General features: G+C 59.9%; 9 protein-coding genes. 4 read left to right on the top strand and 5 right to left on the bottom strand.

Going from position 1 to position 13,059, the window contains the following annotated elements; translation table 11 throughout:
• Window positions 1–1,688: PAS-domain containing protein (locus QZ511_RS08100; protein ID WP_295801476.1), on the top strand; the 1,688-nt coding region annotated here is incomplete at its 5' end.
• Between the two features lie 27 nt (window positions 1,689–1,715).
• Here the strand turns inward: QZ511_RS08100 and QZ511_RS08095 are convergent.
• Together QZ511_RS08095 and acs are read right to left on the bottom strand one after the other, a co-directional pair.
• On the bottom strand, window positions 1,716–2,450 hold the full coding sequence (locus QZ511_RS08095; protein WP_295801475.1) for a response regulator transcription factor: 735 nt from the start codon (window positions 2,448–2,450) through the stop codon (window positions 1,716–1,718).
• Between the two features lie 219 nt (window positions 2,451–2,669).
• Entirely contained in the window at window positions 2,670–4,643 is a 1,974-nt protein-coding gene (gene acs / locus QZ511_RS08090; RefSeq protein WP_295801473.1) for an acetate--CoA ligase, read from the bottom strand.
• A gap of 278 nt (window positions 4,644–4,921) precedes the next feature.
• Here acs and QZ511_RS08085 point away from each other — a divergent pair, with 278 nt between their 5' ends.
• From QZ511_RS08085 to QZ511_RS08075, 3 genes are read left to right on the top strand one after another with little or no spacing between them, the layout of a single operon-like run.
• Window positions 4,922–6,211, top strand: coding sequence for a DcaP family trimeric outer membrane transporter (locus QZ511_RS08085; RefSeq protein ID WP_295801471.1), 1,290 nt, complete (start codon window positions 4,922–4,924; stop codon window positions 6,209–6,211).
• Between the two features lie 28 nt (window positions 6,212–6,239).
• Complete coding sequence (locus tag QZ511_RS08080) at window positions 6,240–6,557, top strand: DUF4212 domain-containing protein (protein ID WP_295801469.1); 318 nt, start codon at window positions 6,240–6,242, stop codon at window positions 6,555–6,557.
• Between the two features lie 15 nt (window positions 6,558–6,572).
• Entirely contained in the window at window positions 6,573–8,279 is a 1,707-nt protein-coding gene (locus QZ511_RS08075) for a sodium:solute symporter family protein (RefSeq protein ID WP_295801467.1), read from the top strand.
• 175 nt (window positions 8,280–8,454) lie between these two features.
• Here QZ511_RS08075 and QZ511_RS08070 read toward each other — a convergent pair whose 3' ends face one another.
• The 3 genes from QZ511_RS08070 to betT (QZ511_RS08060) are packed head-to-tail and all read right to left on the bottom strand — an operon-like array spanning window position 8,455 to window position 13,037.
• The gene (locus QZ511_RS08070; RefSeq protein ID WP_295801465.1) at window positions 8,455–8,964 is read right to left on the bottom strand and encodes a GNAT family N-acetyltransferase; all 510 of its coding nucleotides are present in this window, start codon (window positions 8,962–8,964) and stop codon (window positions 8,455–8,457) included.
• 36 nt (window positions 8,965–9,000) lie between these two features.
• Window positions 9,001–10,983 (bottom strand): choline BCCT transporter BetT, encoded by a 1,983-nt coding sequence (gene betT, locus QZ511_RS08065; RefSeq protein WP_295801463.1) that lies wholly within the window; start codon window positions 10,981–10,983, stop codon window positions 9,001–9,003.
• A gap of 59 nt (window positions 10,984–11,042) precedes the next feature.
• Window positions 11,043–13,037 carry a choline BCCT transporter BetT gene (betT, locus tag QZ511_RS08060; RefSeq protein WP_295801461.1) on the bottom strand — a complete coding sequence of 665 codons (1,995 nt, stop codon included), beginning with the start codon at window positions 13,035–13,037 and terminating at the stop codon, window positions 11,043–11,045.
• Between the last annotated feature and the right edge of the window lie 22 nt (window positions 13,038–13,059).

Genomic DNA, 13,059 nt, shown 5'->3' with positions numbered 1-13,059 from the left:
ATATTGCGCGACTGGTGGACAGTACCTCGGAGCGGTTGCGCTTCAGCCAGGAACTGCTGCAGACCACGGTGGAGACCATCAGCCAGGGGATCAGCGTAGTGGATGCAGATCTGCGCCTGGTGGCCTGGAACCGCCAGTACCTGGAGCTTTTCGAATACCCGGAGCGGCTGCTCTATATCGGCTGTCCGGTGGCGTCGCTGTATCGCCACAATGCCGAGCGTGGCCTGTATGGCCACAGTGAGGACCCGCAGGTGCTGGAGGAGCATGTACAGCGGCGTCTGGACCTGTTGCGCCACGGCAGCGCGCACCGTTTTGAACGTCGCCTGCCCAGCGGCGCGATTGTGGAGGTGCGCGGTACGCCCATGCCCGGTGGCGGCTTTGTCACCACCTTTACCGATATCAGTGAGTATCGCGCTGCGGTCGATGCCCTTGAACAAACCCGCCGCGGCCTGGAAGACCGGGTACTGCAGCGCACCGCGGAGCTTTCCGAAAGTAACCTCGCGCTGCAGCAGGAGAACCGCCGGCGCGCCGAGGCAGAAGTGCAGATCCGCGAATTGCACCGCGCCAAGACCCGCTTTCTCGCCCATACCAGTCACGACCTGTTGCAGCCGATCAATGCCGCGCGCCTGTTTATCGCCTCGCTGCAACAAAAGGCGGCGGCGGGTAGCTGGCGGGAAATGGGCGACGATATTCACTATATCGACAGCGCGCTCACCTCGGCGGAGCAGCTGATCGGGGCGCTGCGGGAAATCAGTCGCCTGGACGCTGGCAACCTGACCCCCAAGCGGGAGCACTTTCCGCTGCGGCAATTGCTCGACGGGCTCAACGCCGAGTTTTCGGCGATTGCCGGCGAGCGCGGTCTGCAACTGGATTATGTGGCCACCGATGCCTGGGTGTTCAGCGACCGCCACCTGTTGCGGCGTATCCTGCAGAACTTCCTCAGCAATGCGTTGCATTACACCACCCGGGGGCGGGTACTGCTGGGCGTGCGCCACCGCGGCTCAGACGGGCAATGCGGGGAAAAATCCCTGGAAATCCAGGTTTGGGATACCGGGCCCGGCATTGCACAGGACGTGCAGGCAAAAATCTTTGATGAATTCGTGCGCCTGGGCAGCAGCGAGCGCAGTGCCGACAAGGGCCTGGGGCTTGGCCTCGCCATTGCCAAGCGCAGTGCCGACCTGCTCGGCCACCGCATCAGCCTGCGGTCGGTACCCGGGCGCGGCTCCATGTTCAGTATTTGCGTGCCCCTCGGACAAGTGCAGGTTGCGGCAATACCGCGGGTAAAAACGTCCCTGGCGGCGGGCAACCTCTCTGCGGTCGCGGTGCTGTGTATCGACAACGAAGTGGATATCCTGCGGGGCATGCGCAGTCTGCTGGAAGGGTGGGGGTGCCGCGTGGTAACGGCCACTTCCCTGGAGGAAGCGCTGCGTGTGTGGAGCGATTCCACGCCCCCGCAACTGGCCATCGTCGATTATCACCTGGATCGCGGTGCCACCGGGGTGGATGCGCTGGATGCGCTGGGCAAGCACTGGGGCGCCGCGATCCCGGGCATACTGGTGAGTGCGGATATTTCCGAGCAGGTGCGCAACAGCGCCGCGCAGCGGGGGTTGTTTTATCTCGCCAAACCGGTGAAGGCGGCGGCGCTGCGCAACCTGATTCGGCGGCTGGTGCGCCGGGTATCGGTGTAGCGGATTGCCCCGCCCGCCGTTAACTGGTCAGTTGAGCTGTTCCTGCTTGGCTGGGGGCCGCTGGGGCGCTGCAAACTGGCCCGGCTGCTCCACGTCGAGGCTGCTGAGAGCCAGCACCGCCTGGGTGCGGGAATTCACTTCCAGCTTGCGGAACAGGGCGGTCAGGTGTGCCTTGACCGTCGCCTCGGTCACCTGCATTTCGTAGGCAATCTGCTTGTTCAGCAGGCCCTCGGCGAGCATGGTGGCAACGCGAAACTGCTGCGGAGTGAGGGTGGCGATGACATCGGCCACTTCGTTTTCAGTTTCACCGGTGCCGCTTTCGCCGGCCGCGTAGCGCTCCGCAATTTCCTTTGGCAACCAGATTTCCCCGTCGAGGACCTGTTGCAGTGCCTCTGCCATCATTTCCACCGGCGCCGACTTGGGCAGGAAGCCACAGGCTCCGTAGTCGATGGCGCGGCACATGATTTCGGGTTTTTCATTGGCGGAGACCACCATCACCGGCAGTTGTGGGTACTGGCCGGCGAGAAAGATCAGGCCGCTGAAACCGTGAGCACCGGGCATGTGCAGGTCCAGCAACAGCAGGTCGCAGTCCGGGTGCCGGGCCACGCAGTCCTGCAGGCCCTGCAGGTCGCTGGCCTCGAAAATTTCCGCATCCGGGAAGGTCTGGGTAATCGACTGGCGCAGGGCGCCGCGAAACAGCGGATGGTCGTCCGCAATAATGAACTGGTGCGCCGGTTGCCCGGCATCACTTTGAGATTTCATCGCTACATCCCTTCGGTTCGAGGGGCCATATTTCCAATGTACACGGAAATTGCCGCCCGTTCTTATTATTTAATTCTATAGTTTCCGGGCGCAGGCTGGGATGGCGCTGCTGCGCGCGGAATTTTTGCCAGAAATAGCCCCGCTGTTGCCAGCGGGGCTATCTATTGGGTCAATCCAATGGGTCAATCCATTGGAGCTACCCATTGGTGCAGTCCCGGATCACACGGCTTCCGACAGTGCCGCGTGGTTGGCGATCAGGTTCTCCACCACACCGGGGTCGGCGAGGGTGGAGATATCGCCCAGCTGGTCGGTTTCATCCGCGGCAATCTTGCGCAGGATGCGGCGCATGATCTTGCCGGAGCGGGTCTTCGGCAGGCCCGGCGCCCACTGGATCACATCCGGGGTGGCGATGGGGCCGATTTCCGAGCGCAGCCAGTCGCGCAGGGTTTTGCGCATGGCCTCACTGGGTTCCTGGTCGGCGTTCAGGGTGACGTAGATGTAGATGCCCTGGCCCTTGATGTCGTGGGGGTAGCCCACTACCGCGGCCTCGGCCACGGCATCGTGGGCCACCAGCGCGCTTTCCAGCTCGGCGGTGCCCATGCGGTGGCCGGAGACATTGAGAACATCGTCCACCCGCCCGGTGATCCAGTAATAGCCGTCCTCGTCCCGGCGCGCGCCGTCGCCGGTGAAGTACATATTGTCGAAGGTGCTGAAATAGGTGTCGACGAAGCGCTGGTGATCGCCGAATACGGTGCGCATCTGTCCCGGCCAGCTGCCCAACAGTACCAGGTTGCCCTCGTTGGCGCCGTCGAGGATGTTGCCCTCGTTGTCCACCAGCGCCGGTTGTACGCCGAAGAAGGGGCGGGTGGCTGACCCGGGTTTCAGGGCAGTGGCACCGGGCAGCGGGGTGAGCATGGCGGCACCGGTTTCGGTCTGCCACCAGGTGTCCACGATCGGACACTGGCCGCGGCCGAAGGTGCGGTGATACCACTTCCACGCCTCGGGGTTGATCGGTTCGCCCACGGTGCCCAGCAGGCGCAGGCTGTCGAGGTGCGCACCGGCAACCGGCTTGTCGCCCTCGGCCATCAACGCGCGAATAGCGGTTGGGGCGATGTACAGAATATTGATCTGGTGGTCGTCGATGATCTGCGCCACCCGGGTCACGTCCGGGTAGTTGGGCACACCCTCGTACATGACGGTGGTGGCGCCATTGGCCAGCGGGCCGTAGATGATATAGCTGTGGCCGGTGATCCAGCCGATATCCGCGGCACACCAGTAGCGCTCGCCGCGGCGGTAATCAAACACGTATTCATGGGTCAGCGAGGCGTAGGTGAGGTAGCCGCCGCTGGAGTGCAGCACGCCCTTGGGTTTGCCGGTGGAGCCGGAGGTGTAGAGGATAAACAGCGGGTCCTCCGCGTTCATTTCCTCCGCCGGGCAATCGTCGCTCTGGGCGGCAACCAGCTCGCCATAGTCGCGGTCGACCTGCGGGTTCCAGTCCACCTGGTCGTCGGTGTAGTTGACCACCACCACGTTCTCGACCCGGGTTTCCTGGCACAGGGATACGGCCCGGTCCACGTTCTGTTTCAATAACACGGAGCGGCCACCGCGGCGCCCGGCGTTGGCGGTGATGATGGTGCGGGACTGGCCGTCGTCCATGCGCCCCGCCAGCGCCTCCGGCGAGAAGCCGGCGAATACCACGGAATGGATTGCACCGAGGCGCGCACAGGCGAGCATGGCCACCGCGGCTTCCGGAATCATCGGCATGTAGATGGTGACGACATCGCCTTTCTTCACACCCAGGCTTTTCAGGCCGTTAGCAAAGCGGCAAACATCGCGGTGCAGCTCGCGATAGCTGATTTCCCGCGAGGTGCCAGGCTCGTCGCCCACCCACAGGATTGCGGTACTGTCGGCGTGTTCCGCCAGGTGGCGGTCGAGGCAGTTGGCGGCAACGTTCAGGGAGCCGTCGGCAAACCAGCGGATATGCAGGTCGTCCTTGGCAAAGGACACATCTTTTACCTGACTAAAGGGTTTGATCCAGTCGATGCGCTGTGCCTGTTCCCGCCAGAAGCCGTCGTTGTCCTCGATCGAGCGGTTGTACAGCTCGAAGTAGGCGTCTTCGTTCAGCAGGGTCTGTTCCGCGTAGGCGGCGGGAACGGGAAAGACAGTGGCTTGGTTGTCGGATTGGTTATTCACGGGCCTGTCCTCGGTGCTTATTTCTCTCCCGTGCATTCTGGCACCGGGGCTCCGACGGGGCGTATTAGACAAAAGTCGAAATGCAGAAAAAACGGGCGTGGGTATCATCAGTCACATAGACATTGGTCGAGATTTGCAGGGGATTTAGACCAATGGTTAATACCGCGATATGACGGAAGGCGCTTTGATCGATACCAGCAGTATTCGACGAACAACCTTCAAAGGAACACGTCATGCCGGCGATAACAATAAATACCCGCGGCTTGGGCCGCACAATCATGATGATAGCGATGGTAGGTGGAACCGCAGCGACACTCCCGCTGATGGCGTCCGCACAGGAAGATTCCGCATCGGTCACTGCGGCCGAACTGCAGCAGCGCATTGCCGAGCTGCAGGCACAGGTGGACCGTCTCGCAGCGCAGCAGACGGCACCTGTGCAGGACCCGGAGCCGGAAAGGAAAACCTTCGGTGGAACCCAGATCCAGATTGGCGGTTACGTCAAACTGGATAGCAACTTCAGCAGTTACTCGGATGGCAGCTCGGCCACCGCGGGTATCGGCGAGGACTTCCTGGTGCCCTCCACCATTCCGATCGGCGGTGACAGCGGCGATACCCGGTACCACGCTCAGGCCAAGTCCTCGCGCCTGTTTATCAAATCGCATTCGGAATATGGCAGCGGCGCCATCAACACCCACCTGGAGATCGATGCCATGGCCGGCGGCCAGGGCGACGAGCGCATCAGCAACTCCTACGCCCAGCGCCTGCGCCATGCCTATGTGGACTGGCAGATGGATGGCAGCCGCAGCCTGCTGGCGGGGCAGACATGGTCCACATTTTTCAATGTGGGCGCACTGCCGGAGGGGCTGGACTTTGTCGGCCCGGTGGGAACCCTGTTCGAGCGCCAACCCCAGGTGCGCTATTCGCACAAACTGGGCAGCGGGCAGCTGCAGTTCGCGGCGGAGAACCCGGCCACTACCCTGTACAACGGCGCGGAAAATCCGTACGACGACAACAGCACCCCGGATTTTGTGGTGCGCTACAACAACAGCCTGGGTGACCTGAGTTATTCCGCCGCTTCCATGAGCCGTGAGCTGGCCTACGAAGCGGACAGTGAGCGGGAGTCCCGCCGCGGTTACGCCGTCAGCCTGTCCGGCAAGTACCAGTTGGGCCGGGACGACCTCCGCTTTATGTATAGCTACGGCAATGCACTGGGCCGTTACCTTGGCCTCAACAGTTACCGTGCAGGTATCATCGAGGCGGATGGAGAGATCAACCTGATTGACCAGCACGGCGGCTTTGTGGCCCTGCGGCATTTCTGGAACGAGCAATTGCGCAGCAACCTGGTGCTATCCGCCACCGCTGCGGATAACCCGGACACGGTTTCGGATATGACTGCCGCGGCGTATCGCAGCCTGCACCTGAACCTGTTGTATTCACCGGTCCCGAAAATGACCCTGGGCGGCGAGTACATTTTTGCCAGCAAGGAGGTTGAGAATGTCAGCGGCCAGCTGACCGATGATGAGGGTGATTTGCAACGCCTTCAGTTTTCCATGAAATATGTGTTCTGACCCATAAAAATAATGAAGGAGTACTCCTATGAGTTTTGAAACCGAACAGCACGCCGAAGATTACTGGAAGGAGAACCTGCGCATGATGCTCACCTTGTTGGGCGTCTGGTTTGCAGTGTCTTTCGGCTGCGGAATCCTGTTTGTGGACGAGCTGAATACGATCCGCCTCGGCGGGTTCAAACTCGGCTTCTGGTTTGCCCAGCAGGGCTCGATCTATGTGTTCCTGGCGCTGATCGTGGTGTACGCGGTGAAGATGAACAAGCTCGACCGCAAGTACAACGTGCACGAGGATCACGAAGAGCCGGAAGAGTTTGAAGAAGCACTCGAAGAAGAGTTTACCCAGTAAGGGCAGGAGCAGATCATGGATATCCAAACATTAACTTTCCTGATTGTCGGCGCCACTTTCGCGCTGTACATCGGTATCGCGATCTGGTCCCGCGCCGGATCTACCCACGACTTTTACGTTGCCGGTGGCGGCGTCCACCCGGTGGCCAACGGTATGGCCACGGCAGCGGACTGGATGTCGGCGGCATCCTTTATTTCCATGGCGGGCCTGATCAGCTTTATGGGCTACGACGGCGCCGTGTACCTGATGGGATGGACCGGCGGTTACGTGCTGCTGGCACTGTGCCTGGCGCCGTACCTGCGCAAGTTCGGTAAATTTACCGTGCCGGCCTTTATCGGCGACCGCTACTACTCCAACACCGCGCGCACCGTGGCGGTGATCTGTGCGGTGTTTGTGTGCTTTACCTATGTGGCCGGGCAGATGCGCGGCGTGGGTGTGGTGTTCTCGCGCTTCCTCGAAGTGGACATCACCACCGGCGTCATCATCGGTATGGGTATCGTGTTCTTCTACGCGGTACTCGGCGGCATGAAAGGCATTACCTACACCCAGGTGGCCCAGTACTGTGTACTGATCTGCGCCTACCTGGTACCGGCCATTTTTATCTCCATCATGATGACCGGCCACGTGATTCCGCAGATCGGCTTTGGCTCCGAACTGGCAGATGGTTCCGGTACCTACCTGCTGGACAAGCTGGATGGATTGTCCACGGAACTGGGTTTTGCCGAGTACACCTCGGGGACCAAAAGTACCATTGATGTGTTCTTTATCACCGCCGCCCTGATGGTGGGTACCGCGGGCCTGCCCCATGTGATCGTGCGCTTCTTTACCGTACCCAAGGTGCGCGACGCGCGTAAATCTGCCGGCTGGGCACTGCTGTTTATCGCCCTGCTGTACACCACTGCGCCGGCCATCGCCACTTTTGCACGGGTGAACATGATCGACACCATCAACGGACCGGAAGCACAGGGTACTGCCCATGAAGAAGCACCGAGCTGGATCACTAACTGGGAAGCCACCGGCCTGATTTCCTGGGAGGACAAGAACGGCGATGGCAAGATGTTCTACTCCGGTGATGAGCGCAACGAGATGAAAATCGACCGCGACATCATGGTGATGGCCAACCCGGAAATCGCCGACCTGCCGGCCTGGGTGATTGCGCTGGTGGCTGCCGGTGGTGTGGCTGCGGCACTGTCCACTTCTGCGGGGCTGCTGCTGGTGATCTCGACCTCTATTTCCCACGACCTGTTGAAGCGCAACCTGATGCCGAATATCACCGACAAACAGGAACTGACCTATGCGCGGATAGCTTCTGCGGTGGCGATTGCGATTGCGGGGTATCTGGGGATCAATCCACCGGGCTTCGTGGCGCAGGTGGTGGCATTCGCCTTCGGGCTTGCGGCATCGTCGTTCTTCCCGGCCATCATCATGGGTATCTTCAGCAAACGCATGAACAAGGAAGGTGCAATCGCCGGCATGATTTCCGGTATCACCTTCACTGCGCTGTACATCGTCTACTTCAAGTTCATCAATCCCGCGGCGAATACCCCCGACCACTGGTGGTTCGGTATTTCACCGGAAGGTATCGGTACCCTGGGTATGATCGTGAACTTTGCGGTAGCCACGGTGGTCGCGCGCTTTACCGCAGATGCGCCGAAAGATGTGCAGCAGCTGGTGGCGGATATCCGCTTCCCGAAAGGCGCCGGTGAGGCCACTGCCCATTGATTGCCGTTGATTTAGACGCGCTTGACGCCGGGAGCCAGGCTCCCGGCTGACCTTCCAACCAATCAGTCTTCTCTTGGTTTCGACGAGGCCCTCAGACCTTCCCTAAAAATCTGGAGGTGCCTCGTCTTTTTCCCGTCTGAACTTTCCCTGGCCGCGGTTTGCGCGCCCGAGCTGTCTAAACTGATTGCCACGCCAGAAGCGCAACTTCCTTATTGTCGTCGGGCACAGTAACGCAACCCTCACTGCGCATGCCCAGCTTTTCCAGCAGTGCGATAGAGCGCGGATTCGCCGGTGACACAATAGCGACGATACGTTTTAGCCCCAGGCCGTTGCGGGCAAAATCCATCACTGCCTGTGCTGCTTCCAGGGCGTAGCCCCGCCCGCGATACTGCGGCAGAAAGGCATAGCCAATATCCACGTCATCGAGAAAGTCACGCTTGACCAGGCCGCAGAGACCAACGGCTGTTCCGTCCTTCAAGGCTACCTTGTACATACCAAAGTTGTGCCGGCGGTAGGATGCCACCGGGCCCTTTTCGATATAGTCCTGCGCTTCCTGCACGGTGCGCACACCGCGGTCGGCCACGTTATGGATAAAGTCCGGGTCATTCAGAATAGCGAGCATCAGTTCGCCGTCTTCCCGGGTGAGTTCACTGATTGCCAGCCTGGCGGTTTTGCGGTTAAACATGGGGGAGCGTCCATACACAACAGAATGCCGGTAAGGCTAGCGCAGCGAGTGCAGGAATTGAAGATGCCGCTCGTATTGGGAGAGGATATCGGTGAGCAGTTGATCCGTGGTCCAGCCCATCACATCATAGTCCTGCCCACCTTCGCTCAGGTGCACTTCCGCACGGAAATATTTGTCCGGTGAACCGTCATCGTACTCGTCATCGAGCTCCGCATCCGGGTCTGAGGCATTGGGCTTCAGGTGCGCCTTGGGGTAGATCGCGTAGACAAAATCCACCTCTTCCCCCTGGTACACGTGGAGCTTGAGGGTGTGGTTCTGCGATTCGAATAGGGTCTTGAAGCCGTTTTTCTCCATCTCTTCGGCAAAGCGACACAGTGCGGGCTCGCCCACTTCCCGGATATAGCTGCGCACCTCTTCCAGCGAGGGGAGTTGTACCAGGTTGCGCAACCGCCTCTCCCACGACACCGGGTTGCGCGCGGTGATCGGCGCTACCGGTGCGCTCTGGGCATCCCGCTTGGCGGTGTCCGTACGCAGGGCCTTGATCAGACCGTAAATGGCCGCCAGCAGTATCAGTGAGAAGGGCAGGGCGCTGGTAATGGCTGCCGTCTGCAGCGAGCTTAGCCCTCCAGCCACCAGCAGGGCGATGGCCACCACGCCGATAATTGCGGACCAGAATATGCGCTGCCATAGCGGTGTATCGTCGCGGCCGTGGGAGGCGAGCATATTCATCACCATGGCCCCGGAATCCGCCGAGGTCACAAAGAAAATGACCACCAGCACAATGGCGATAAACGAGAGAATGTTGGAGAGCGGGAACTGGTCGAGAAATTCAAACAGGGCCAGGGACTGGTCCTGCTTGATGATCTCGGCGAGGAAGTCCATGCCCTCTACACGGATCATCTGGATGGCGGAATTCCCGAACACCGTGAGCCAGAGAATCGTGATTAATGTCGGCACCATCAGCGAGCCGATGGCGAACTCCCGGATGGTGCGGCCGCGGGAAATGCGCGCAATAAAAATACCCACAAACGGTGACCAGGACAGACACCAGCCCCAGTAGAAAATGGTCCAGCCACCAATCCAGTCGGTGGGCGCATACGCATACAGGTTGAACGTGCGGTTGACCAGTACCGACAGGTAGCTGCCAAAGTTCTGCACGAATGCCTGCAGCAGATAGACGGTGGTACCCATGATCAGCACCGCGAATAGCAGCAGTGCAGCGAGCCCCATATTCAACTGCGACAGCCGGCGGATGCCGGTATCCAGTCCGACTACCACCGACACCGTCGCCAGTGCGGTGGTTACCACAATCAGTATCACCTGTACCCCGGTGCCCACCGGGACCCCGAAAAGATGATGCAGCCCGGAATTCATCTGCAGCACACCAAACCCCAAGGTGGTGGCGACACCGCACACGGTGCTGACGATGGCAAAGATATCCACCGCATGACCGATGGGGCCGTGAATCTTTTCTCCGATGATGGGGTACAGCGCCGAGCGCAATGTCAGGGGCAGGTTGTGGCGGTAACTGAAATAACCGAGGATCAACGCCACCCCGGCAAAAATCGCCCATACGTGGAAGCCCCAGTGGAAAATACTGAGTACCATCGCCTGGCGCGCCGCCTCGACGGTGCCAGCCTCGGCGTCCGGTGGATCCATGAAGTGCATCACCGGTTCCGCCACGCCGAAAAACAGCAGGCCGATCCCGATGCCGGCGCAGAACAACATGGCCACCCAGGACCAGAAGCCATAATCGGGTTTGGAGTGTTCCGGTCCCAGGCGGATATCTCCGAGCCGTGAAAGACTGATCACTAGTACGGTAACCAGCAGGATCGCCACGATCAGCACATAGTACCACCCCATGTAAGTGACGATGGTGGTCTGCAGGCTTTTGAAGAAGGCTGTTGCTTCGTCTTTGAAAATCACCGCGAATGCCACCAGCAATAGCAGTACTGCGGTAGAGGTATAGAACACCGGCGGGTTGAAGCGGGCGGGACTCTCCTGCTGCGGATTTTTCATGGCTGGCCTGTTGGTTGGATTGACGAAGCGACGACCCCGTTACAGGTGGCGGAACAGGATCAGCGCAATGTGTGCAGGAACTGCAGGTGGCGCTCGTACTGCGACACCATGTCGGTGAGTAACTGGTCTTTGGTCCAGCCCATCACATCGTAGTCCTGGCCGCCCTCATAAAGGTGGACTTCCGCACGAAAGTATTTGTCCGGAGAGCCGTCGTCGTAACTGTCGTCCAGCATCTGTTCGGGGTTGCTGGCGTCGGGCTTGATGGTGGCTTTGGGGTAAATACCGTAGATAAAGCTCGCTTCTTCGCCCTGGTGGACTTCCAGCTGGATGGACTGGTTTTTACCTTCGGTGACTGCCGCCTCGTAGCCGTTCTTGTGCATCTCCGCGGCAAATTCATCCAGCGCCGGTTTGCCGATATCGCGAATATACTCATGCACTTCGCTGAGTGACGGCAGTTGCAGGGCATTTTTCAGGCGTCGTTGCCAGGTGACAGGGTTGCGCGCGCTGATGGGGGCGACGATGGCGGTCTGGGTAATCCGTTTGACGGTGTCCGTGCGCAGTGCCTTTACCAGCCCGAACATGGCAATCAACAGGATAGCGGAGAAGGGCAGGGCGCTGGTGATCACTGCGGTTTGCAACGAGCCAAGGCCGCCGGCGAGCAACAGTGCAATGGCAACCACACCGATCAGGGCACACCAGAAAATGCGCTGCCACAGCGGTGTTTCATCGCGTCCGTGGGAAGACAGCATATTGACCACCAGCGCTCCGGAATCCGCGGAGGTGACGAAGAATACGATCACCATCAGTACCGCAACAAAGGAAAATGCCGAAGAAAAGGGAAACTGCTCCAGAAACTGGAACAGCGCCACCGACTGGTCCGCGGCCACAGCCTCACCCAGTTGCGTCAGCCCCTGGTCGAGGATCATATGGATGGCGGAGTTGCCGAAGAAAGTCATCCACAGCATGGTCACCAGCGCCGGTACCAGCATGGCCCCAATCACGAACTCGCGGATGGTGCGCCCGCGGGAAATACGGGCAATAAACAGGCCGACGAACGGCGACCAGGACATCCACCAGCCCCAGTAGAGAATGGTCCAGCCGCCCAGCCAGTCCGTGGGTTCATAGGCGAACAGGTCGAAGGTCTTGCTGACGATCTCCGACAGGTAGCTGCCGAAATTCTGCACGAACGTCTGCAGCAGGTACACGGTGCTACCCAGCAGCAGCACCATGATCAGCAGGATGCCGGCCAGGGTCATATTGAGTTGCGAGAGGCGTTTGATACCGGCATCCAGGCCGAGTACTACCGAAATGGTGGCGAGAATGGTGGTGATGATGATCAGCGCCACCTGGACACCCGGTCCCACGGGTAACCCGAACAGGTGGTGGAGACCGGAGTTGATCTGCAATACGCCGTAGCCGAGCGTGGTCGCGACACCACATACGGTGCCGACAATGGCGAATACATCTACCGCGTGGCCGATTGGGCCGTATATCCGGTCGCCAATCATGGGGTAGAGCGCCGAGCGCAGGGTCAGTGGCAGTTTGTGGCGGTAACTGAAATAGGCCAGGATCAGCGCGACAATGGCGTAAATAGCCCAGGCGTGGAATCCCCAGTGGAAAAATGTCAGCACCATGGCCTCACGGGCGGCGAATACCGTTCCGGTTTCCCCAACCGGAGGTTCCAGGTAGTGCATTACCGGTTCCGCAACGCCGAAGAACAACAGGCCGATACCCATACCGGCAGAGAACAACATGGCAAACCAGGAGGTGAAGTCGTAATCCGGTTCCGCGTGCTCCGGGCCCATTTTTATACTGCCGAAGCTGGACATGGCGATGGCAATGGTGCCGATCAGGATGATGGCCACGGTCATCACGTAGTACCAGCTCATGTGCGCCACAACCCAGGCCTGCAGCGACTGGAACATCGACGTGGCGTGGTCGGGCAGGAGTACCGCGTAGGCCACCATCAGCAGCAGTGCGGCAGTTGCGGAATAAAATACCGGAGGGTTGAAATGTGCCAGTTGTTCGTTACCGTTGTCGCTCATATTACTCATCGTATATTTGTCCGGATTCAGT

The sequence above is a fragment of the uncultured Microbulbifer sp. genome (assembly GCF_913055755.1).
Taxonomy (GTDB): Bacteria; Pseudomonadota; Gammaproteobacteria; order Pseudomonadales; family Cellvibrionaceae; genus Microbulbifer.
The sequence above is the reverse complement of the archived record's forward strand: the minus strand, read 5'-3'. Positions and strand labels throughout refer to the sequence as shown.